The organism is Polaribacter atrinae, from assembly GCF_038023995.1.
Taxonomy (GTDB): domain Bacteria; phylum Bacteroidota; class Bacteroidia; order Flavobacteriales; family Flavobacteriaceae; genus Polaribacter; species Polaribacter atrinae.
The window spans coordinates 658,357-682,484 of sequence record NZ_CP150660.1 but is presented as its reverse complement, the minus strand read 5'-3'; the positions used below and the strand labels follow the sequence as shown (position 1 = coordinate 682,484).

22 protein-coding genes are annotated in these 24,128 nt (G+C 29.9%); 5 read left to right on the top strand and 17 right to left on the bottom strand.

The features are described from left to right. Nucleotides 1-31 precede the first annotated feature (31 nt). A complete protein-coding gene (locus WG945_RS03140; protein WP_068448119.1) occupies nt 32-1,891 on the bottom strand; it encodes a PLP-dependent transferase in 1,860 nt (619 codons plus the stop codon). 473 nt (nt 1,892-2,364) lie between these two features. On the opposite strand from WG945_RS03140, the gene WG945_RS03135 reads away from it, so the two are divergent. Next, nucleotides 2,365-3,153, top strand: a complete 789-nt coding sequence (locus WG945_RS03135) for a transglutaminase-like domain-containing protein (protein ID WP_068448117.1) — start codon at nt 2,365-2,367, stop codon at nt 3,151-3,153. A 35-nt stretch (nt 3,154-3,188) separates the two neighbouring features. Here the strand turns inward: WG945_RS03135 and WG945_RS03130 are convergent, their stop codons facing one another. The 10 genes from WG945_RS03130 to gcvT form a co-directional block, all read right to left on the bottom strand. Next, entirely contained in the window at nt 3,189-4,166 is a 978-nt protein-coding gene (locus tag WG945_RS03130) for a permease (RefSeq protein ID WP_068448114.1), read from the bottom strand. Between the two features lie 42 nt (nt 4,167-4,208). Further along, a complete protein-coding gene (locus tag WG945_RS03125; protein ID WP_068448111.1) occupies nt 4,209-4,445 on the bottom strand; it encodes a thioredoxin family protein in 237 nt (78 codons plus the stop codon). A 50-nt stretch (nt 4,446-4,495) separates the two neighbouring features. Then, nucleotides 4,496-4,801: an ArsR/SmtB family transcription factor gene (locus WG945_RS03120; protein ID WP_068448109.1), complete on the bottom strand. Its 306-nt coding sequence runs from the start codon at nt 4,799-4,801 to the stop codon at nt 4,496-4,498. Nucleotides 4,802-4,941: 140 nt separating this feature from the next. Further along, the gene (locus WG945_RS03115; protein ID WP_068448107.1) at nt 4,942-5,736 is read right to left on the bottom strand and encodes a hypothetical protein; all 795 of its coding nucleotides are present in this window, start codon (nt 5,734-5,736) and stop codon (nt 4,942-4,944) included. Between the two features lie 93 nt (nt 5,737-5,829). Then, entirely contained in the window at nt 5,830-6,696 is an 867-nt protein-coding gene (locus tag WG945_RS03110) for a YkgJ family cysteine cluster protein (RefSeq protein ID WP_068448106.1), read from the bottom strand. Between the two features lie 117 nt (nt 6,697-6,813). Then, entirely contained in the window at nt 6,814-7,830 is a 1,017-nt protein-coding gene (locus tag WG945_RS03105; protein ID WP_068448104.1) for a Gfo/Idh/MocA family oxidoreductase, read from the bottom strand. A 52-nt stretch (nt 7,831-7,882) separates the two neighbouring features. Further along, complete coding sequence (locus tag WG945_RS03100; RefSeq protein ID WP_068448102.1) at nt 7,883-9,076, bottom strand: hypothetical protein; 1,194 nt, start codon at nt 9,074-9,076, stop codon at nt 7,883-7,885. Between the two features lie 132 nt (nt 9,077-9,208). Next, nucleotides 9,209-10,207: a metal-dependent hydrolase gene (locus WG945_RS03095; protein WP_068448100.1), complete on the bottom strand. Its 999-nt coding sequence runs from the start codon at nt 10,205-10,207 to the stop codon at nt 9,209-9,211. Nucleotides 10,208-10,229: 22 nt separating this feature from the next. Next, nucleotides 10,230-11,345 carry an SDR family oxidoreductase gene (locus WG945_RS03090; RefSeq protein ID WP_068448097.1) on the bottom strand — a complete coding sequence of 372 codons (1,116 nt, stop codon included), beginning with the start codon at nt 11,343-11,345 and terminating at the stop codon, nt 10,230-10,232. A 178-nt stretch (nt 11,346-11,523) separates the two neighbouring features. Continuing rightward, nucleotides 11,524-12,609 (bottom strand): glycine cleavage system aminomethyltransferase GcvT, encoded by a 1,086-nt coding sequence (gcvT, locus tag WG945_RS03085; protein WP_068448171.1) that lies wholly within the window; start codon nt 12,607-12,609, stop codon nt 11,524-11,526. A 130-nt stretch (nt 12,610-12,739) separates the two neighbouring features. Between gcvT and WG945_RS03080 the strand changes: the two genes are divergently transcribed. From WG945_RS03080 to WG945_RS03070, 3 genes are all read left to right on the top strand, one after another. Next, nucleotides 12,740-14,374, top strand: coding sequence for an aminopeptidase P N-terminal domain-containing protein (locus WG945_RS03080; protein ID WP_068448096.1), 1,635 nt, complete (start codon nt 12,740-12,742; stop codon nt 14,372-14,374). Continuing rightward, complete coding sequence (locus tag WG945_RS03075) at nt 14,374-14,595, top strand: VF530 family DNA-binding protein (protein ID WP_068448094.1); 222 nt, start codon at nt 14,374-14,376, stop codon at nt 14,593-14,595. The genes WG945_RS03080 and WG945_RS03075 overlap by 1 nt, the downstream gene beginning before the upstream one ends. A 172-nt stretch (nt 14,596-14,767) precedes the next feature. Beyond that, complete coding sequence (locus WG945_RS03070; protein ID WP_068448092.1) at nt 14,768-15,391, top strand: hypothetical protein; 624 nt, start codon at nt 14,768-14,770, stop codon at nt 15,389-15,391. Between the two features lie 597 nt (nt 15,392-15,988). On the opposite strand, the gene WG945_RS03065 is transcribed toward WG945_RS03070, so the two are convergent. Together WG945_RS03065 and WG945_RS03060 are read right to left on the bottom strand one after the other, a co-directional pair. Continuing rightward, a complete protein-coding gene (locus tag WG945_RS03065) occupies nt 15,989-16,585 on the bottom strand; it encodes a hypothetical protein (RefSeq protein WP_068448090.1) in 597 nt (198 codons plus the stop codon). Nucleotides 16,586-16,648: 63 nt separating this feature from the next. Continuing rightward, nucleotides 16,649-17,332 (bottom strand): SIR2 family NAD-dependent protein deacylase, encoded by a 684-nt coding sequence (locus WG945_RS03060; RefSeq protein WP_068448088.1) that lies wholly within the window; start codon nt 17,330-17,332, stop codon nt 16,649-16,651. A gap of 71 nt (nt 17,333-17,403) precedes the next feature. Here WG945_RS03060 and WG945_RS03055 point away from each other — a divergent pair, with 71 nt between their 5' ends. Next, nucleotides 17,404-18,081, top strand: coding sequence for a TrmH family RNA methyltransferase (locus WG945_RS03055; RefSeq protein WP_068448168.1), 678 nt, complete (start codon nt 17,404-17,406; stop codon nt 18,079-18,081). Nucleotides 18,082-18,172: 91 nt separating this feature from the next. Here the strand turns inward: WG945_RS03055 and WG945_RS03050 are convergent, their stop codons facing one another. Genes WG945_RS03050 through tsaE form a run of 4 tightly spaced genes read right to left on the bottom strand, consistent with a single transcriptional unit; the run spans nt 18,173 to nt 24,102 of the window. Next, nucleotides 18,173-18,541 (bottom strand): DUF4258 domain-containing protein, encoded by a 369-nt coding sequence (locus WG945_RS03050; protein ID WP_068448086.1) that lies wholly within the window; start codon nt 18,539-18,541, stop codon nt 18,173-18,175. Between the two features lie 55 nt (nt 18,542-18,596). Then, nucleotides 18,597-22,445, bottom strand: coding sequence for a T9SS type B sorting domain-containing protein (locus tag WG945_RS03045; RefSeq protein ID WP_068448084.1), 3,849 nt, complete (start codon nt 22,443-22,445; stop codon nt 18,597-18,599). A 45-nt stretch (nt 22,446-22,490) separates the two neighbouring features. Further along, entirely contained in the window at nt 22,491-23,687 is a 1,197-nt protein-coding gene (locus WG945_RS03040; RefSeq protein WP_068448082.1) for an alanine dehydrogenase, read from the bottom strand. 7 nt (nt 23,688-23,694) lie between these two features. Continuing rightward, on the bottom strand, nt 23,695-24,102 hold the full coding sequence (gene tsaE / locus WG945_RS03035; protein WP_068448080.1) for a tRNA (adenosine(37)-N6)-threonylcarbamoyltransferase complex ATPase subunit type 1 TsaE: 408 nt from the start codon (nt 24,100-24,102) through the stop codon (nt 23,695-23,697). Nucleotides 24,103-24,128 lie beyond the last annotated feature (26 nt).

The following is a 24,128-nucleotide window of genomic DNA, read 5'->3' as shown; positions in this document are numbered from 1 at the left end:
TGCACTTTAAATAAGTTCTAATTGTTGTATTTTAAATACTCTTAACAAACTTTAAAAACACTTCTTTATGATGTTCTAAATCCATATTAGGAGATAGTGAAGCACGTACAATATAATCTTTATCGCCTTCTTTAGTGGTTCCTTGTGTAGATGTTGCAGGTATGGTCCAATAACATCCTTTTAATTGTCCGTAACTAACACAGAATTTACTTTCATCAGGAATTTCGGTAATCATTAAGTTGATTAACTTTAAATTTAAGGCTCTCTTGTTAGCTTCTTTTTCTTCATCTGTAATTCCTGTTGTAGGAAGGTCTAAAGAGAAAACAGATGGCGTAAAACCTTGCGATGCTAATTCTTCTGATACAAAATTGATTTTTGCTCCTGGTAACGTTTCATGAATATAATTTACAAACAAACGGGTATTTGTATAGGCATCTGCAATTCTTTGCTTCATCGATGGTAATTGTTGTGCTAATATTTCATATTGAAGACTAGTAGCTTCATTATCGCAAAGAAGTAAATGATGTTCTATTTTATCGATTAAAGAATCTGTTTTTTTATTTCCGATACAGTAACCTGCAGTACATTTTCCGCCACTTGGAAATTTAGAACCACTCGCAAAAGAAATAGTTCTTACTGTTGATAGTATTTCTCCTTCACCTAAAAAGTGAACATTAGGACAAAATGTTTGGTCTAAAATAAAAACAGGGTCTATAGCAATTGCTCCCGTTGTAGTTGTACGTTCTCTGCTTAAAGCTTCCTTTAATTTGATTAAATCCGGAACTTCAACTCTTGGGTTGGTTGGTATTTCAGCAATAATATAAGGTACAGCGTCTTGTTTAGCAATGTTATTTAAAACGGTATCAATACTTTGTACCATATCATTATCTCTATCAACTAATAAGTCTACAATTTCTACATTGTCAATACAAGCAGCAACACGTCTTGCCTGGTCATTAGTACCACCATAACAATTTGGTGGAACAATAATTTTAATCGCTTTACCATTATGATTTTCAGATGCGTCATGAATCAACCCCATTAAAATGGCATACTGAATAGACAGTCCACTAGAAGCAACTAAAGGTTTGGTGTTAGACCTGGTAACTTCTTTAATAGCATTTAAAACACTTGTTTTATTAGTGTCGTTATTCTTTTTATCTTCAATAGCAGATTCTGCAACCAAAGCTTTTAAAGCGATAAGAGAATTAGAAGGAGTCATGGCAATGGTTTCTCTTCTTCTTACATGCTGAATGTCTGAAATATAATTTTCATTCTGTTCTCCATTTACAACCAAAATACTCCCAAGATACCCGTGAAGTTGAACGAAGAAATCTATATTTTCATTGTTGTCAAAATTTTCATTGTTGTCAAAACTACCTATTTTATCTTCTTCTGATATAAAAATAGTACTTCCGTTAAATGAAGAAATATCTGATAGTTTTGCTACTTTTTCTAATTGAAATTTATAGTTATAGATGTTTTTAACTATTTCGATGTCAAAGTTATTAGGTAGTTTATCTAAATAAACAATTCTAGTATTTTTATTTTCTAATAAATTCTTTCTTAACACTGCTAAAACAGGAATCGTTTGTGAAGAAAAGCTAATTACGTTCTCTGAATTAAGGGTGTTTAATTTTGAAATTCCCCATTCTAAAACACAAGATAATGGATGCCCTAAACGAATATAATCATAAGCGGTAGGTAATGTATTTAAAGCAGATGATGTGGTATTATTGTTGTTAAACAAAGTTTCAAACTGATTTAAAAAGTCAGTTTTAGCTAATTTTTCATTATAAATATCTAGACGATGTGTAGTTAAATTTACCCATGATGTTGGTGCATTTTCTAATACATCTTTAATGTAATTTAATATTTTTTTGTCTTCCATAATTGACGTTTTTATTTACTTGTACTATAGATTTTGTTGTTTTTTATTTAAGTAACTACAAGATATTTTATGAGTTTACTTTTAACTTTAAAACAATAAGCGAAGTTAGTTTTTTTGAGTTGAAAAATCAGCGTGGAACATCTCTCGTTTTAAACTTTAACAACTTCTGTTAAAATTCTAAAAAAATATATTCTATGTTTAAAATATCCTTTGTAAAAGGTTATTTATTATAGATAATACAACGATGATTTAAAGACGGTTTATTCATTTTGTTGATTATTTTTAAGATGAAATGATTTTTCTTCTAATAAGCAAGAGTACTTTATAATCACCATTTTTAAGCTATATTATTGTTATTTAAGTAAATTTAGGTTGTATTTAATACAAATAAATCAGCACTTTTCTATTATGAATCAGTTACATTTAAGAGTTACTTATTTTTGTTTCGCAATTGTTATTAATAAAATTTATTTATGTGGTTACGTGTAAGTTGTAATTTGGCTTTTGATATAGAAACACCAACTCCTTTTATTTTAATGTTACGCCCTAGAAGTGGTGCAGAACAGTGGATAGAGCGCGATGAATTTAAAACATATCCAAATTTACCCATTATAGAGTTTACAGATGATTATGGTAATTTATGTCAACGTTTGGTTGCTCCATTAGGTAGGTTTACTCTTTTTACGAGTTCAGATGTAAGAACGTCTGAATTTGTTGATGTAAATTTTGATGCTCCTTTTGTAGAAATTCAAAATCTACCTAATGATGTACTTTGTTATTTATTACCGAGTAGGTATTGTGAATCTGATCGTTTTAACGACTTAGCAAATACAATTACCGCAGACCAACCTGTTGGCTACAAACAAGTGTTTGCCATAGAAGAATGGCTGCGTACAAATATTAGTTACATTCCTGGTAGTAGTGATTTTCCTATTTCTGCCACAGAAGTAAATTACAAACGTTCTGGTGTTTGTAGAGATTTGTCGCATTTAGGCATTGCATTGTGCCGAAGTTTAAGTATTCCTGCACGTATGGTAGTTGGTTATTTACACAAATTACACCCCATGGATATGCATGCTTGGTTTGAAGCTTATGTGGGTGGACGTTGGTATACTTTTGATGCTACTCAAACCGGACAAAAAGGAGGCTACGTTGCGGTAGGTTATGGTTTAGATGCTGCAGATGTGGCTCTTTTTAATCAATTTGGTCCTGTTGCGCATTCTTTAGAGCAACGTGTAACCGTTAAGCAGATTAAAATTTAAGGTTTTCTATTCATTCTTTTTGATGATCATTTGGGTTATAAAATCAGATTAAATATATATCCAGAAATGATGATACAGAATGTCACTACACCAAAAAAGATGGCAATTAATTTTAAGGTCATTACTTTCTTTAAAAGCATTGCTTCTGGTAAGGATAAACCAACAACTCCCATCATAAAAGCAATTGCGGTTCCTAAGGGAATTCCTTTTGCAACTAAAACCTGAGCTACAGGTAATATTCCAGATGCATTAGAATACATTGGTACTGCTAAAATAGTAGCAATTGGCACCGCAAAAAGATTGTCTTTGGCCATGTATTGTTCAAAAAAGCCTTCAGGGATATAACCATGCATGAAACCTCCAATAGCAATCCCCACTATAACATACGGAATAACACCTTTTAAAATAGTCAGTACTTCTGCCCAAATTATGGGTAAACGTTGTTGTAAGGTTTGTTTTTCTGCTATAAAAAGGTCTTGTTCTTTTTGTGCGTTGGCCAACACTTCTTTTACCCAAGGAGTTAAATAGGTTTCTAATTTTAATTTTTGAAGAATAACTCCAGAAATAGTTCCTAATAAAATACCGCTAACTACATAGATAATAGTAGTTTTAACTCCAAATAAACCTATAAAAAGTCCAATAGCAACTTCATTAACCAAAGGAGATGTAATTAAAAAAGCAAAAGTAACACCTAACGGAATTCCGCCTCTTACAAAACCAATAAATAAAGGAACTGATGAGCAGGAACAAAAAGGAGTTACCACTCCAAAAAGACTTGCCATCAAGTACTCTAAACCATATAATTTATTTCTTGATAGATAATTTTTAACCTTATCTATAGGAAAGTAACTATTTACAATTCCCATTAAAAAAATGATTACAAAAAGTAATATCAGAATTTTTGTGGTGTCGTAAATAAAGAAATTTAAGGCTTCTGCTAAAAGTTGTTCTTTGTTTAAGTTTAAAACATCATACACAAACCAATCTGCTATATTTTGTATCCAATCAAACATTTTCTATCGTTTCGATTTGATAATTCATACCCAACAATTTAATTATTTTAGTAGTGATAGTACTTCCTCTTTAGAGGGAATTCTACCTTTAATGGTAATTGCATCGTTTATGACCAATGCTGGAGTAGTCATAACGTTATATTTCATAATTTCCATAATATCTTCTACTTTTTCTATAGTAGCATCAATGTTGTTTTCTGAAACTACAGTTTTAACAACTGCCGTCATCGATTGACATTTTGGACAACCGGTACCTAAAACTTTAATTACTTTACTCATAATTTTAATATTTGTTTATCGCAAATAAGCTATGTAGTTACATAAAAATATCATTCAAAAAATTGTTGAAATAATGATTTAGCGATGTTCCAGTTTTTTTGATTGATGCAATACTTTATTTTTGGAGGTTTTAACTCTCCTTGAATAAGTCCCGCATTTTTTAATTCTTTTAAATGCTGAGAAATGGTAGATTGTGCCAACGGAAAAATATCTACCAAATCTCCCGTAAAACAACACGATTGGTTTTCTAGATGTTTTAAAATGGCAATACGTGTAGGATGCGCCAAAGCTTTGGCAAATTTAGCTAAGGTTTTATTATTTTCTTTGTGTTCTAAGGTAGTTAAATTTTTTTCCATAATTCTTATCGTAAATTTACGATAGGTATATGTATTAAAATCTGACATTTATCACCTTTGTTACATTTATTAAGAATAGTATTAAAGCAAAAATCCCACTGATTTCTCAGTGGGATTATAATTTATAAAAAATAGAATGCTTATTTTTTAATATAGTTTTCTGGAATAGCAAAACTTTTTCTAAAACCTTCCACAAATTGGATGTTCGTTATTTTTGCACTTCCTATTTTATCAGATAAGCCTGTTTCGATGTTCCAACCATAGTAACCCCAGTTTGTAGCAAAAGGAATTTCATCAATCATCTTATAGTCTTCATATTTAATAGCATGAGGATCTGCTTCTGCAGCTTCTTTTGTTTTACCAGAGGTAACAATGTAGGCTGCATGCTCTAAAAGGTGTGATTTTTTATCAGCATAAACAATATACCAATCATCTGGAGTATCACCAATATTAGCACCAAAAGTTAACTTTGCAACATCAAAAGTATTTGTAGTTTCATTTGTTTTAAAGTCGTCGTTCCATTTTGTTCCATTGTCATTTAACTTGTAAGGAAACAAGAAGAAATAGCTCCAAGTATATGCATGAAAACGAACTCCTGGATTTTTATCTAAACTAGGAGAAACAAAAATGTTTTCTTTGTTTACAAATATTTCATCTCCATTTTTATACGTTATTCTGGCAATATCAGAAGTAGTAGAAACGGTAATTGTTGCATTAAAAATTTCATTTCCTCCAAATTCAATGGCAGCATCAAACTGAACCGCTTCATTTGTTAAAAAAGCCGCTTTTTTATGTGCTGTTTCAATTTTTTGAGAAAAAGTCTTTTCTACAACAGGTTCTGGTTTTTCTTCTATTTGTTTTGCTTTTTCTGGAGCTTTGTTACAACTTACAATAAGTAATAAACTAGCAAATAATGTAATAATTGTTTTTTTCATGTAATTCGGTTAAATAGATATTAATTGATTGTGATTCCTTGTAATCGGATAAAAAGTAGCAACCTTACATTTTTTTGTAAGAAATTTAAAATATTATTCTTTTGCACCATGACTTTTTGCAGTCTCTATCCAAAGTTCTGCAATTCCTTTGGTGTCTGCACCCAATCCTCTAGACAAATGCAACGCTATTCCCATAATTAAAACACAAGCTTCTCGTACTTGATTAAATGTTCGCAAGCTGCCAAATGATTCTTGGGCTTTTATTAGAAGTAAATCATTGTGTTTCTGAATAAATTCAATAGGGTTTTCAACGACATTTGTTATTTTAGGAATCATTAAAGAATCTATCCAGTCTTTACCGATTCTTTCTGCTAATTTTTCTGGTAGTTCATTCCCCATTTCTCTCCATAAAGCGAGTGTTTTTGTATCGCCAGAAGCGGATAAACCACTATCTAACAATAACTCGAAGGCAATATCTGCAATGTTTTGCATTACCTTTAAATATTCATCTTGTGCTTTTTCAAAAGGAACTGCACCTTGTCCTTTTAAATACTCTCCAACACTCAATTTGGGTAATTCTAAAACTTCAGCGCAGTCTGTTAAGCAAGGAAATTGTGCACCTTCAAAAATATAATGTGCTTTTTCAAATTGTATTTGTCGTCCCAATGGATATAAACGACATGCTAACGGGCGACCTTGATGTACGCTACAACCATGATTGTCTATATATTGACTACAAGCATTTTGTCCTTTTTTATCTTGCTTTCCGTTAAAAGTTAATCGGATACCTCTAAAATCTGTATATAAATCACGAAATTCTCTCGGACTTACTTTTTTCTCTTTACTAAAACTAAATAACTCCCATGGATTTAACATTACAGCTTTTCCAAAACAACAAGTTCCAGAGCGAGAGCAGGTGAGTGGTAATATACTTTTTGTGCTCAGTTTTGTAGTTTGCATTCTTAGAGTTTTATAGTAATTTTAGTTTGATGTCGATTCAATAATGTTTAAAAAGGATAATTGAATTGAGCTGTAAAGGTATTATTTTTCAATCTTAAATTTATAAGAAATTGTTTTTTAACTTTCTAAAATTTCTAATTGTTGTATAATTTGATTTTCTGTTACGGGATATGTTTTTCCTTCTCTAATAGTTCCATAAACATCATTAAATACTTGCTTGTAAGAAGATTTTTTAGAAATGATATTTTCATGTTTTTTAACTCCTTCATCATTAAAATATGTCAAAACACCTAGGGTATTAGTACTTTCAATACCAAATAAAGGAATGGAGGGTTTTATGCCTTCTTGTAACTGTTGTTCCTGAACATCTGCACGGTCTTTTACATAAGAACCTTTTGTTCCGTGTAAAATAAAAGCGGGTTGTGGCTCAGTAACCAACAGACTTGCTGTAATAAAAACTTGCATGCCTTCTGGATACAATAAATGAAAATGAGCATAATCATCTACTTGCGTATTTGGTCTAAAATGGCCTAAGCTTTTCTTCCATTCTAAAGGAGTTCCAAAAAGAGAAATTGCTGCATCTAACAAATGCGGACCTAAATCATAAGATAAACCACTACCTGGAACGGGAGTTTCTTTTGTTACTTTTTCACCAATCACATATTTATAGCGATCATAACGAAGATGAAATTCTACTATTTTTCCTAATTTATTAGATTCTAATACGCTTTTAACGGATAAAAAATCACTGTCATATCTTCTATTTTGATACGCCAATACTGAACAATTATATTTCTTAGCAGCTGTAAATAATTGTTTCGCTTCGGATGAATTTACAGTAAAAGGTTTTTCTAATAACACATGCTTTTTTGCTTTCAGTGCTTTTAAAGCAAACTCAAAATGAGTAGGGTTTGGCGTATTCACAATAATCAATTCAATTTCTGAATCTGCTAAAATTTCATCAATTGTATCGTAGCTTTTTATATCAGAATATATAAGATGTGCTTTCTTTTTAGACCTTTCTACGACAGCACTTAATTCAAAATTTTGATGTTCATCTAAAAAAGGAGCATGAAATATTTGTCCAGACATTCCAAAAGATAAAATCCCTGTTTTTATTACATTATTACTCATAGAATTGATTTTTTATTTGTGTAATTTATTCTTAAAAGTCGTAGTTAAAAAGTTAATATTCCATTAATGCATTAAACTTACTATTTAAGTTGTAAATATTTAAATTATCATCAAATGCAACCTGAACAGCCAACAGTTTGGTTTCTAATTCAGAAATTTTATTATCAATTTTATTTTTATCTCCAATTTCTTTACTTTTTTCTAAAACTTGTTTTAAAGCAGACTGGTAAGTGCTAAAAATTGAGATATACTCCTTACTTAATGACTCTACTTCATCTCGTATAAATTTTGCCTGATTTAATGCATAAGTAGGATACATTAAGTTTTTATTGGTTAAATGGTTATTGTAATCTAAAGGTTTTGCACTAATTATTTTATCTACACTTTGCTGTACAATGCCTTTGGTGTAGTGCTTATTTATTACGTTTGTTAAGGTTAATTTTTTATCTTGTTCAGAAATGGCATTTGGATTTAAAGTATTAGAACGTTCTGTGGTATATTGTGTTAGAAGCAAAACCAAACCTTCTTTTCTAATGTCTAAATTGCCAAGATTTTGTTCAAATTCAGTTTGTGCCTTTGCTAATCCTTCATAATGAACCAAATACACGTTTAATGATTTTTTTAAATCGATAACATCATCTATCGAAACATCATTTCCTTTAAGCGCATTGCCCATCACCAAATCTACCACAGATTTTATAGAACTCACCACGGGTATTGCACTGGTTAATTCTTCAGTTAAAGGAGATTTTATAATGTTATCTATAAATAGAAGAAATTTAGATTTTTTGACACCATTAATTTTTCGATTACCTTTTATAATTTCATTTTCTAAAATTTCTGCAATTTCTTCGGATAAAGAAAAACCTAAATCTGAGTTTTCAGGATTGTTTAAGCTGGAAATTTGAGTAAGATAATCGCTCGTGGCATCCAATTGTTTTATGGCGTTTAAACTAGCGTTTGATGCAAAAACAAATTCTGTTGTGTTTATTATTTTTTTTCTTCGTTGCTCTAATTGTTTCTTTAAACTAAAAAGCTCTGCATCAGAAAACTCTTTAATAATTTTGTTATTAGACTTCATTAATTCTTCAAAATTATTTACTTTAAGAACAATGGTATCTAATTTTTCTTTTGTTTTTAAAAGTTCAAAATAGTTTTTATAAATTACATTTAATGAGTCTTTATTATTTTGTCCGCTTACAATTGATGTAGAAATAAGGATAATAATTGTCAGTAGTTTTTTCATAAGATAGGTTGTTCTTGGTTCAAGTTCCTTAAAATATTAATTTTGACGTAACTTCAAAATTCATGCCTTTAATAAGAAGTGAGCGAAATTAGCTTTTTTGAGTTAAAATATCAAATTGAAAAAAGACAGCTTTTAATTGCCTTTAATCCTTTCCCATAATTCTGATAACAATTTTTTACCATCACTTTTTTCTTTGGGTTCTTCTATAAAAAACGGAACTCCGTTTGCATCAATTTCAATTTTATATTTAAAAACGAAATTCTCTGCATTTGGTTTTATGCTTAAAGCTCCAAAACGTAAATCATTAAAATACAAAACACCTTCTTTTTTATTGATGGTGTACCAACCTTTAGAAATAGCAATCATGCGTTGCATTTTTGGTTGATGTATCAAATTACCTAACAACTCATGATTTTTAGGATAACTAGAAAATTCAATAGGATTTTTATCAAAAAAGGAAGAATGACCAATTAAAAAAGCATTTTCTGTTTCTACATTGGCAGTCCATAAAACGGTGTTTAATGGCGTTGGTTTTGTTTCTATTTCTTTGTATTGAATATGTTGTTCAGCTAATTCTTTGGTAAATGTTTGATAAGAAATACCTTTTAAAACCAATGTTAATGCTAAATAAGAACTGCTGATGATCAACCCTAAATTATTATAAAAACGTCTTTTTTTCGATTCCTTTTTCTGACGCATTGCCAAAACTAAAAACACAATAAATGGTAAGGTATACAAAGGATCTACTACAAATACATTTTTAAAAGCTAGTCGAATATCTAAAGGCCAAAAAAGTTGTGTACCCCAAGTGGTTTGTGCATCTAAAATAGGATGTGTTATAAACGCCCAAAAGAATAACCAAGACCAATCTCTAAGATTTTTGTATTTCTCATATCGTGTAACTATAAAAGCAAAAATAGGAGCGAAGAGCACAGAAAAAAAGATAGAATGCGTAAAACCTCTATGCATTTCTAAAGCGGTAACTTTATCTGTAAAGAAAGCAGAAAGTACATCTAAATCTGGTATTGTACCTGCAATAGCACCGTACAACATGGCTTTATTACCAATTTTTCTTCCTAAAACAGCTTCTCCAACTGCAGCTCCTAAAACTATTTGCGTTAATGAATCCAATGTTTTAAAATGTATTTAATAATTAGTAACTTTTTCTAAACTTTTTTTCTACAGAAAAATTAATTAGGTTCATAAAATTTGCATGAACACCTAAGGTAAGATCTAATTTTAGTTCTTCTATAAACTTTAATATTGAATGAGCATGAAATTGTAAATCAGGAATGGAAATATAATTCTCAAAAATATCACCAATGGTTTTGTAATACAGTTTTTCAAAAGTATTTAAGTTTTCTGGCTTTTGTGTAACGTATTCGTAAGAATTTACATCAAAAGACTCTAAAACATCACCTACATAATATTTATGTAGTATCTGTGTAGGATTTACAATGTTTAATTCTATAATCTGCGGATTTAAAAAAGCGTATAAAATGGCTTTAGAAACAAAATCTACAGGTACAATGTTTAAACCACTTTCTTTATCAACCCAAATTCTAAAAGCATCTTTAGATTTGGTCGCATATTTATCTAAAAAAATAGCCCAAGAATAAAAAACATCAAATTTTGGCGTTTCAAAAAAAGGTTTGTGAATTAAACGACCACAAATAATACTGGGTCTTAAAATCTGAGAAGCAATGTTTTTAGAAGCACAGGTTTCTTTTACAAAACGTTCACTTTCATATTTAGATTGCTCATACGGATTTCTAAAATAGGTAACCGTATAGTTTTCGATGGTATCGTTTACTTTTTCATTTTGTATACCAAAAGAATACGCAGTACTAATGTATAAAAAACGACTTACACGTTTAGGTAACTGCTCTAAAAGTTGCTTGGTTACTAAGTAATTCTGAGAATGAACCGTCTTTTTAGAATCGCTTGTACTAGATAAATTAGTAGAACCTGCACAATGTATCACAGTGTCAAAATGATACTTTTCTAAAACCTCTTTGCTAATTGTAGCTAAATCATTCGGAATTATAGTGATTTTTTCTAAACAAGCTTCAATAGTAAAATCATTTAAAAAATCCGGACGAGACGCGTCTTGTAAAACAGCCAACAAACGTTGTTCTGCTGTTTTTTCATTGGCTCTTATTACTACAAAAAGATGTTGTACCGTTTTATCTACAATGGCTTTATGTAACCATTCAAAAATAATATGACTCCCAACAATTCCGGTTCCTCCAGTTAATAAACAATTCATGTTTTTTTGATAAAATTTCAATAGGTGATTTAATAAAAAAATAGTTGTCTTAAAACAGACAACTATTTTTCCGCTTGAGCGAAGTAGAAAGGTATAGTATTATAACTTATAAAGTTCTCGACTGCGCTCGAACGGACATATTAATATTTTTTTAGAGAACTCCTAAAATGCTTTTATTTTATCCTTTGTAAAAGGGTAATTTTACAATAGTTGCCGGAATCGCTTTTTTACGAACCTGAATATGAATTTGTGATCCTGCTTTAGACAAGATTCTTGGTACATAACCCATTCCAATTCCTTTACTTAAACAAGGGCTCATAGTACCAGAAGTTACCACACCAATTACGTTTCCGTTTCCGTCTACAATATCATAACCATGTCTTGGTACACCTCTTTCATCTAGTTCAAAAGCAACCAATCTTCTTTCTGGCTTGTGCTCTTTTTCTTTAGCTAAGGCTTCTGCATTTACAAAGTCTTTGGTAAATTTAGTAATCCAACTTAAACCTGCTTCAATTGGTGATGTTGTATCGTCAATATCGTTGCCGTATAAACAATATCCCATTTCTAAACGTAAGGTATCTCTTGCAGCTAAACCAATTGGCTTAATTCCGAAATCTGCACCAGCTTCAAAAACTTTAGTCCAAATTTGTTCTGCCTCTTCGTTTTTGCAGTAAATTTCAAATCCGCCAGAACCTGTATAACCAGTCGCAGAAATAATTACATTATCGATACCAGCAAAATCTCCAATTTTAAATTTATAAAAAGGGATACCTGCTAAATCTACAGAAGTTAAAGATTGCATTGCTTCTACAGCCTTTGGACCTTGAATTGCAAGCAAAGAATAACCTTCAGATAAGTTTTTTAAATCAGCATTAAATTCCTCATTATATTTAGAAATCCAATTCCAATCTTTTTCAATATTAGAAGCATTTACAACTAATAAATACGTGTTTTCTTTAATTTTATAACAAATTAAATCATCTACAATTCCGTTTTCTTCATTAGGGAAACAACTGTATTGAGCATCGCCAATGGCAAGTTTAGAAGCATCATTAGAAGTAACTTTTTGTATTAAAGCTAATGCATTTTCTCCTTCAACCAAAAACTCTCCCATATGGCTAACGTCAAAAACGCCAACAGACTCTCTTACTGTTAAATGTTCTGCTGTAACTCCTTCATATTGTACAGGCATATTATAACCTGCAAAAGGAACCATTTTAGCACCTAAAGCAACGTGAATATTATTTAATGCAATATTTTTCATGTATAGATTTCTTAAAATTTCAGCTAAATTATTGAAAAAAATGGAATTATCAATCACGAATACTTTGTAAATATTTTTAACTAGATAATAATAAATGTTACTTTTGAATTTCTCTATAAAATTCACTTTTATGAAAGTTTTTAACTTTTTATGCATCACTCTTTTACTATTTACTTTACACGCTGTAGCACAAGGTCCCACAGATTTTCTATCCAAAGAATTTCATAAAGGTAGGCGAGAGGCTTTACGTTCTAAAATGCCACAAAACTCTGTAGCTGTTGTGTTTGCAAACCCTGTTAGAAACAGAGCAAATGATGTAGATTATGTGTTTCATCAAGATCCAAATTTTTATTATTTAACCGGTTATAGAGAGCCAAATGCGGTTTTAGTCTTGTTTTCGGAAAACCAAACGGATGCAAAAGGAACTTCTTATAATGAAATATTATATGTGCAGAAAAAAGATGCCCAAGCAGAAATGTGGTACGGAACACGTTTGGGAGCAGTAGGTGCTGCAAAAGAATTAGGTTTTAGCACTGTAATGAATGGAGAAGATTTTATAAACTCACAAATCGATTTTAAGAAATTTAATCGCGTTTTTATAGAAAAGTTTAACGATGATTATAGAAATTCAACTAGAAACAAAGCAGAAATTTATGATTTAGTTGCTAGTTTTAAAGAAGTATCAGGATTTAATGAGATACAGTTTTCATCAGAATATGTAGAAAAAGTGCATCAAGCTATTGCTAATGTTCCTGATAAAAAATTAATAGAGCTTTCAAGAAAAATCAATCAAGAGCTTACACGTTATCCAGAGTTGAAGAAAGACAAGCTAATCATGGATTTTGCAAGTGCAAAAAATGATAATGAGTTAAAAGATTATCAGCAAAAAATAAGCCTGAATTTAGAAGCTATAAAAGAAAATAATTTCGATTTTTCCTTCTTACCCAATAATTTAGCAACCTTAAGAGAAGTAAAGACAGAAGAAGAAATAAAACTATTAACCAAAGCAATCAGAATTTCTGCCATTGGTCAGATAGAAGTTATGAAAGCAATGAAACCACACATGTCTGAAACCGAATTACAAGGAATTCATGAGTTTGTGTACAAAAAATACGGAGCAGAATACGAAGGATATCCGTCTATTGTTGGTGCCGGAAATAATGGTTGTATTTTACATTATATAGAAAATAATAAAACAAAAATTGGCAACGATTTAGTTTTGATGGATTTAGGGGCAGAATATAGAGGCTTTACAGCCGATGTTACGCGTACAATTCCTGCCAACGGAAAATTTACAAAAGCACAAGAAGAAATTTACAACATCGTTTATAAGGCACAAGAAGCTGGTATTGCATTATATGTTGTTGGTGGTAGCATGAGCGCTCCAAATAGAGCTGCTGTGAAAATAGTAAATGAAGGATTGTATAAATTAGGAATTATAAAATCTATTGATGAGAAACACAATTATTTACCACACGGAACTATACATCATATTGGTTTAGATGTGCACGATCCGGGAAATTATAATAACTTTGAAGAAAATATGATTGCCACTATGGAACCTGGGATTTACATTCCAGAAGGTAGTAATTGTGATAAAAAGTATTGGGGAATTGGTATTCGAATAGAAGATGATATTCTAGTAACCAAAAATGGACCTGTAAACCTTTCTGCGGAAGCACCTAGAACCGTAAAAGAAATAGAAAAAATGATGGCAAAAAAGTCTGTTTTAGACGATTTTGTATTACCAAATTTAGATAAATAATGAGCACCGAACAACCAAATAATCCGTTACACGGAATAAAATTAGCCACCATGTTAGAACAATTGTTCAAAGAATATGGTTGGGAAGAATTAGGCGATATCTTAAATATTAACGCATTTAAAAACAATCCTACCTATAAATCGAGTTTAAAATTTTTAAGAACAACACCTTGGGCAAGAGAAAAAGTAGAGCGTTTTTATTTAAAAAATATGATTAAATAGCTTATTAAATGCTATTTTCTGCTTGGAGTTTATCTAGAGAAAAGCCGAAAAACACTCCCTTTTTTTTATTTTGAAACAGCATAAAAAAGGGCTCAAACAATTGCTGTAAGTAGGGCTGAACGTGTTTGGGATTTAATTACTAACAATACTGAAGCACAAAATAAAAACTAAAATGATTGATAGATTTTTAAAAGCAAAACATTGGCAACTTTTCTCTTTAATGTTTGGAATTCCTATCGTTTTTCAAATAATAATGATGGTAGCAATGTTTACCAAGTTTAATTCCGAAACAAATCCTGATCCAACAGAAATATTTAATTTTTTTAAATTTTTCCCAATAATAATGATTCTATATTCAGGAATTTTCTTTGGGTGGTTTTGGTCTATTGCAATTGGTTTACAAAAAAAAGTACCAGAAAATGTAACAATGAAAATAAAGAGATTTAAAATATTTTTCTTTATTCCATTAATTTATATCCTTTGTCTTTCATTTTTTATAGTTACAATGTTAAATGGAATAGTACAAAACGAAACAGAGCCAGGTGCTGGATTTATAGGTTTAATGGCAGGAATAATTATACCACTTCATTTATTTTCTGTGTTTGGAATTTTTCACTCTTTGTATTTTGTAGCAAAGACCTTTAAGACTGTTGAGTTGCAGAAAGAAGTACGATTTAGTGAGTTTACTGGTGAATTTTTTATGTTATGGTTTTACTTTATTGGAATTTGGATTATACAGCCAAAAATTAATAAAATGACAGATAATGAAAACAGCACTACAAATACTTTGTATTAAAAAAGTCTGAATTTTCATTTTAGAGGAATCAAATTGCAGCAGTAAAGAATTCTAAAATAAAAAATTAATATTTAAAGGTTAGCATTAAGCCTGAAAATAATAATGCAATTAACACAGTGTTTTTTAATAGTTTCTCATTTAGTTTTAAGTACATTTTTTACCTAAGTACATCGCAAGAAAGAATAATGGTAAAATAAGTAAAGAGTTATATAAATGGCTTAATTTTAAAATTCCGAAAAAAGTAATCATCGGAATTCTAATTATAGAAATTAAACCTAAAACACCAAACATAGTAGCTCTAAATGTTTTTATATCTGCAGTAGCATTTTCAACGATAATAACAAATAACGGACCACCGGTTGAAAATAATCCAGTGAAAAAACCTTCAAAAATAATATCTACAACAATTTATTGATCATATAATTAATTATGGAGAACCAACAACGTATTTAATTTTGTCTGAATTAGAAAAAGAGTCTTAAAACTAAAATTTTAATTAATTAAAGTAAATAAAATGTTTATTTAGAGAATGTGAGTTTTATAATTTGAAAGTACATAGGTTTAATTGAAATATTTTTTAGATAATTCCCAAATTTGTTATTTACTATGTTCACCTATATAATAATAGAATTTTCCATCTGGTTTTATTAGTATATAGTTTGCATTTTTTACCTGATAAGGAAAAAATATTTTTTTAAATAAATCATCATTATCAGTTTTCCAATTAATTTTATTTTGATGATAGTAGTTGAGATTGTCACACTCTGGAGAATTAATCCAAAATTGATTAATATTTGCTATTTTATGTAATTTTTTTAAATAATTTTTATCTAAGACATTCCAAGTTGACTTTGATTTTTTATTATCTATTTTTTTAGTATTTGCAGTAAGATAATTAATTACAATATTTTGGGTTGTATCAATTGTTACATCACTTAATTCTGTTACATAATTTTTTAGTGTTCTAAATGTCTTTTTATCAAGCTGACCAAATCGTTGTCTTTTAATTAGGACCCCATATTGTATTGAGTCCTTTTCAAAATATAAATCTAAATTTTTACGATTATCTTTTGTTTTATAAAACTGTTCTTTTGTTACTTGTTCTCCATTTTCATTATGAAAAATGACTGATTTTGTTTGACCAAAATTTTTAAAAGAAACAAATAATATGATTATAAATTTTATTATTTTCATTTTTTATGATTTACAGTAGCGATTTATACTTGATATTTTATTTAGAAATTTTGAAGGGATTTTCTATTCCTTTAAAATTTTCATCAATTTATCCGTACCAACACTTGCTAGATCTTTAATAATAGTTAAGTTTTTAAAACTACTTTCAGAAACTGCTGGTTTTGGGTCTATAAAATAAATAGGAGTAGAGCGTTTTACGTAATCGACTAAACCAGCTGCAGGATATACTTGCATAGAAGTACCTATAATCACTAAAATATCTGCTTTTTTGGTAATCTCTATAGCTTTATCTAACATAGGTACCATTTCTCCAAACCAAACAATGTGTGGTCTTAATTGACTTTTTTTAGGGCATAAATCTCCCAAAACTAAATCTTTTTCCCAGTCTAAAACAATATTTTCATCAGCAGAACTTCTTACTTTTAAAAGTTCTCCATGTAAATGGGTAACATTTTTACTGCCAGCACGTTCGTGTAAATCATCCACATTTTGTGTAATAATTTCTACATTATAATCTTTTTCTAATGCCACTAAATTAACATGCCCTTTGTTTGGACTAACTTCTAATAATTGCTTTCTACGTTCATTATAAAAATTTAAAACTAATTCTGGATTTGCAGCAAAACCTTCTGGAGAAGCAACATCCATAACATTATGACCTTCCCACAAACCATCTGCATCTCTAAAAGTTTGTATGCCGCTTTCTGCAGAAATACCTGCTCCAGTTAAAACAACTAATCTTTTCATTTGAATATCCGTTTTTGTATTTTTATAAAATCTTTAATGAAGATAAAAATAATAATTCTAAGTTTGTAATTATGATTGATGAAAAACTATTAAATTATTTTGAAACCTATTTAACCGATAAAAGGAAAGATCTTTTTAAAAAGGTTTTAGAAGATAGAACAAGACATTTTACAGTGGTTTTAGAAGATATTTTTCAGCCTCATAATGCAAGTGCAGTAGTTAGAACTGCAGATATTTTTGGTGTACAAGATGTACATGCCATAGAAAATAAATACACCAATAAAGTTTCAAGACATGTTGCAAAAGGTTCTCAAAAATGGATTACCTCTAAACGTTATAAAAAAGACGGAGATAACACTAAGGTGTGTTTAGAAAATTTACGAGAACAAGGATATCAAATTATTGCAACAACACCTCATAATGATTCTTGTTTATTACAAGATTTTGATATTACAAAAAAATCGGCATTTGTATTTGGAGTGGAAGCAGAGGGTGTTTCTGATTATGTAAAAGAGCAAGCAGATGGTTTTTTAAAAATACCAATGGTTGGTTTTACAGAAAGCTTAAATATATCTGTAGCTGCAGCAATTATTCTACAAGATGTAACTACAAAATTGAGAAATTCTAACGTAGATTGGCAGTTATCAAAAGAGGAAAAAGACGTTTTATATTTTAATTGGGTAAAGAAAACAATTAAAAATGTAGACAAAATAGAGAAGTATTACCTAGAAAATCTAAAGACAGAATAATATTTTTCTGAGCTTATTTAATTGTTAAAGACTCCGTTATAATTCTTGCTTTTGCAGGAATTATAACGGAGTCTTTATTTTGAAAATAGTATTAATCTACTATTATTTTTTCTATTGTTGCAGAAGTTTCGCAGCGTTTTACTAATAAACTAACCTTTTCTAATTCTTTTGTACCAGTAATATAGTATTCTGCACAAGGTTCTTGTCTTGGTTTACTTTTTCCAAAATTTACATCACCTGTATATAAAATGGTGTTTATTTTTAAAGTATCAATATCGAATTTATGCATCGCATTTCTAGCATCTTCAGAAAATAAACGTTCTTTTATTCTGATAGATTTTAGTGTCCTAGCATCCATTCCATAATCAAAGGTAGCTTGTTTTTTTTGCCAGAAAAAATATACGGCAACAGAACCTAATGATAAACCTACTAAATAATATCCTATTCGTTTAATGAGCATTGTACAATTTTGAAATGCAAATTTAAGTCTTTTATTCAGTTTTAAATAATATTACTTATTTTCTTATTAAAGAAAAGTGTGATCTAAAAATAGCTTCGTTTCCGTCTTTAGTATACTTTAATACAAACCAATAATCTGTACTTGGCATTTTATTTCCATTAGTATTAAAACCATCCCATCCTAACTCACTAGGTTTAATAGCGTTTATCAATTTTCCATATCTATCATAAATAGTTATAGTAGCGTTTAAATCGTTTGCTAGGTCAGGGATGTTCCATCGATCATTTTTATTATCGTTATTAGGAGTAAAAAACTTAGGATAATCTAATGCAACAAGTTCTAATGTTAAGTTATTACAAATACCTGTAAGGTCTTTAATTGTAATGTTATATGTACCTGGTTTAATGTTATCGAAGAAATTAGACTCTTGAAAAGCACCATCATCTAAAGCGTATTGATAACTACCTAAACCTTGATTAATAGTTTCGATTTCTACAGCATAAAAATTAGAGAAATTATCTGTTAAAAATTTAATTTCAAATTCGGGGCTAGAACTTGCTATTATTACGTCTGTTGGCTTATAATTACAATCGGCATTATTTAGAGGTCTAATTTTAGTAGCTTCTATTGTGTATGTACCTGCTTTTGTAGCATTCCAATCTGCTACAGAGGTTGGGTTTAATAAACTTCCTTCTAAATACCATTTTATGTCATAAACAGTTGCGTCTAACCCTGTTTCTATTAAAAATGGATTATTTGTTGTGTTGGTACTATGATCAACACAAATAGCGCCTCCAAGAACATTTAAATCTAATAAAGGATATATTGTAATTGAAAAAACATCATCTATAAAACAATCTGGGTGTTCTTCTTGATACGCGTGTACATAGATTTCTTGTGTTTCAGTTAGACTACTTGTGTTTGTTATAGTATATTCTAAAGGATCTATTAAATCTGTTTTATTAGGACCTCTATAATATTCTACTATTATATTAGGTATTGATATTGTTGGTAGCGTTACAGAGCCACATAAATCTATATCGTCTAATACTCCTAAATCTGGTTTTTCGAATACAGTAACTGTAAAACTACTATTATTTTGACAAGGTATAAATCTTGTATCATCTCCTATAATATAAATAGTTTGTGTTTCATCAATAATATCTCCAGCATTTAATAAACCTGTTTTATCGTCATTTTTATAGTAATTTCCTGGTTTTGTTAATGCAGGTAAAACAAAAGTAACACAGGCGTTTACATCATCAAAAACATCTACTTCAATATTTAATATACTTACTGTAAAAACTTTTTCATTTGCACAGGTTGCTATGTCTGTATCTTGATTGTAGATATAAATATCTTGTGTTTCTTCTATTGCATCACCAGCAAATAACTCAATACCTTGTCCGTTAGATTCTGTAAAAAATCTTCCTCCAAAACTGATGTCTGGTAAAATATATAGTTCACATAAAGAAATATCAAAAACATCTGGTATTGTTGGTATTGGTTTAATAGTTACTCTAAAATTAGTTTCTGCGCTACAATTATCATTGGTATTATAGATGTAAATTGTTTGTGTGCTATTTATTTCATCACCAGCAAACAACTCAGTACCAGAAGCGTTTCTGCCTGTAAAGTAATTACCATTAACTAAAGCTGGTAAGGTAGGTAAATCATCTATACAATTTATAAGGTCACTTAATTGATCTACTTCTGGAAGCGGGTTAATTGTAATTGCTATTTCGTAACCAGTACAATTAGGACTAGTTGTTATTTCTTCTACAAAATAATAGATAGATTGTGAAGTTGTAATTTCTGTTCCTGCTACTAATTCTTGACTAAGGGTGCTATCTGTATAATATTTACCAATAGGTTGATTGGGGATTCTATAAATTTCACAGATTTCAAGGTCTTGAAAATCTTTTGATTTTACAATTATTACTTCAAAAAAACTTTCTTCACTTGGGCATTTTGTAATAGGTTCTTCGTTGTAAATATAAATGCGTTGTGTAGCTGTTATTATATCACCTGCATTTAATAGCGTTCCTGTTCCATTTGCTCCTGTATAATAATTTCCATTTGTTAAAGGTGCAAGTGTAGTAGATTCGCAAGTAATAATATCATCTAAAGTATCTACTGCAGGAGTTGGGTGAATAATTAAATCGAATTGTGTTTCTTGACAAGCCGTACCGTTTACTTCTGAATAAAAATAGATAGTAGTATCATCTGTTAAAATTGTACCAGCCAATATTTCATCTACACCATTTGGAGCTGTATAAAATTTACCTAAAGAAGTACTAGGAATTGTATATGAACCACAATGTTCTAGCGCTATATTAAAGTTTCTTGCCAATGAAACCTTAAAAGAAGTTTCGTTAGTACAACCAGTTACAAGGTTTTCATTGTAAATATATATAGTTGCGTCGTTTGTTATTATATCACCTTCAAATAACTCAGTACCACCTCCTGCAGCAGAAGTGAAATACCTACCATTTGTTAGTCTTGTTAATTGATGTTCTAAACAGACATTAACATCTGGTAAATCATCGACTAATGGAAGTGAATTAACTTCTACGTTAAAATTAACAACATCAACACATACTTTAGTGGTATTAGATAACCTAGCCCAAAGTGTAAATGTGTTATTTGTTATGGGATAATTTGAAGGGGCTGTAATAGGATCTATATTGTTATTTGCATTATCTTCTGTTGTATAATAGTTAATATTGTAATTTGCAGCTGTTAATCCATTTAATATTATAGCGTCTATTCTATTCAGAAGATCAATAGTTGTATCATCTGTACAAATTGTTATATCATCTGGTTTTGTTGCTGTAATGGTTGATATTGTAATTTCATCATTTATAGAACAAGTAACATCTGTTAAAGAGGTTATTGTTAAACCGTATACACCAGGACTATCAATTGTTATTGCTGTTCCGGTTTCTGTTAAAGGAATTCCGTCTTTGGTCCATACAAATTCAAAATTATCTGTATTAAAAAAACCAGAATCGATACTAATATTTTCTCCTGTACAAAGTTCTTGATTTTCTCCTAAATTTAAGGTATTGCTAAAACTACCTGCTTCTATAAAAACTGCAGAGTCAAAATCTGAATTATCATAATCTCCAATAACAAATTTTATTTTATACTCATTATTAGGTATTACAGTTGCAGAAGCATTTAGAATTTCTGTAAAACCTCTCATATTAATTGTAGAATTATCAGTATTGTTAACATAATAGGAGCTAAATAAGTCTTCATTATTTGAAGGGCAATTAATATTATATTGTCCATCTCTAATGTTTTTAACAGATATACTTGTATCCGATTCTGGTATTTTAGCAATATTAATAGTTTCTCCAGTACTTATATTTGTTAATATAATTGCAAATAAATCTCTACTATCACATTGAAAATTTCCATATTCATTTGAAGCAAATATGTAATTGAAGTTAAATCTGTTTCCTATTGGTGTAAAATTAAATTCTAAAAAACCTACATCTGTAATATCAGAAACGCCTCCATCTAGTTCATTTATTCTTTGTAAATCATCATCACCATCAGTAGTCGTGGTTGTACTTAAGTTTGTGTTGGTAAAAGCACCTTCAGTATTTTTGGCCTTTCCAGACCTAATAATAATACCTTTAGATATAGGAAAACTACCACCATTGTTGTTAAAATTAGCAACAGATTTGTTTGAAGAAAATGTAAAGTTAGATTTTAAGATACAACTATCTTCTACAAGTTGGTTTGCAAGTTGTTCTTCTGTAAAAGAAGTATCATCGATACTTACTGTTTGAGAAAATAAAGAAGTTGTAATTAAAAATACACTAATAAAAATAAAAGATTTTAAAAATCTATTTAAAGGTATTATACTTAATGCTAAAGATTTGTGGTTCATAGTTAACTAAAATTAATAAATTAAAACAATACGGCAAAAAAGAACTTAAAGCATTAATAAGTTAATATCTCTAAATGGTAAATTAAACCAATCTGCAACTGTTTTGTTTGTTAAAATTCCATGATAGAAATACATTCCGTTTCTTAAACTTTTATCAAAACGAGCTGCATTTTCAAAACCTCCTTCTTCTGCAATATCCAATAAGTAAGGTGTAAATATATTACTAATAGACAAAGATGCTGTTCTAGCATAACGAGCAGGAATATTTGGCACACAGTAATGTACAACACCATGTTTTATAAATGTTGGTGTTTTGTGCGTAGTAACATTAGAAGTTTCAAAACAACCACCTCTATCTATGCTAACATCTATAATAACAGCGCCTTCCTTCATGGTTTCTATCATTTCTTCTGTAGCGCAAATAGGCGATCTATTTTTACCTCTAATGGCTCCAATAGCTACATCTGCACGCATTAATGCTTTTGCAACCGATTTTGGCTGTAATGTAGAAGTGTAAATAGGTGCGCTTAAAGAATCTTGTAGTTTGCGTAATTTACTAATAGAATTGTCAAAAACTTTAACTCTTGCACCTAAACCGATAGCTGTTTTTGCGGCATATTCACCAACAGTTCCTGCTCCAAAAATTACGACGCTAGAAGGCGGAACACCACCAATATTACCTAATAATAGTCCGTTTCCTTTATTAATTCCGCTCATTAATTCTGCAGCAATTAAAACAGAAGCTGTACCTGCAATTTCACTTAAAGACTTTACAATAGGATACGTATTATGGTCATCTTTAATATAATCGAAAGCAACTGCTGTGATTCTTTTTTTTGCCAAACACTCAAAGTATTTTTTATTTTGAGTTTTTAACTGCAAAGAAGAAATTAGAATTGTTTGCGGATTTATGTATTCGATTTCTTTTTCTGTTGGTGGAGCAACTTTTAATACAATATTGCATTTAAAAGCTTCTTCTATATCGTAAGAAATTTTTGCACCAGCTTCAGAATATTCTTTATCTGCATAATTAGCATGATCTCCAGCTCCTGTTTCTATTACAACTCTATGTCCGTGAGCACATAAGGCAGAAACGGCATCTGGAGTTAAACAAACTCGTTTTTCACCTAAATAGGTTTCTTTTGGCAAACCAATAAATAGTTCTCCTTTTTGCCTTTTAATTTCCAACATTTCTTCTTGCGGAAGCAATTCTTCTTTACTGAAAGGAGAAAATGAACTCATAGTTAGGTTATTTTAGATGAATGTTTCGTTGTTCGTCATTTAAAATAGACAAATAAATTTGAACAGCCTCTAAAGGTAGTAAATTTTCTATATTTTCTGGCCATTCTATTAAACACCAATCATTATTATCTAAATATTCTTCAATTCCCATGTCTAAAGCCTCCTCTTCTTCTGTAATTCTGTAGAAATCGAAATGGAAAACTTTTTTATTATTATTCGTTTGATATTCATTTACTAATGAAAAAGTAGGAGAGGAGATGTTGTCTAAAACACCTAATTGTTTGCAGATTTCTTTAATAAGGGTTGTTTTACCAACACCCATTTGTCCGTAAAATAATAAAGTTTTATTTTCTGCGGATGAAATAAGTTCTGCTGCAACTTCAGATAAGTTTTCTAAAGAATAGTTTTTGTTCATAAAGACAAAAATAGAAAAAGTATTCA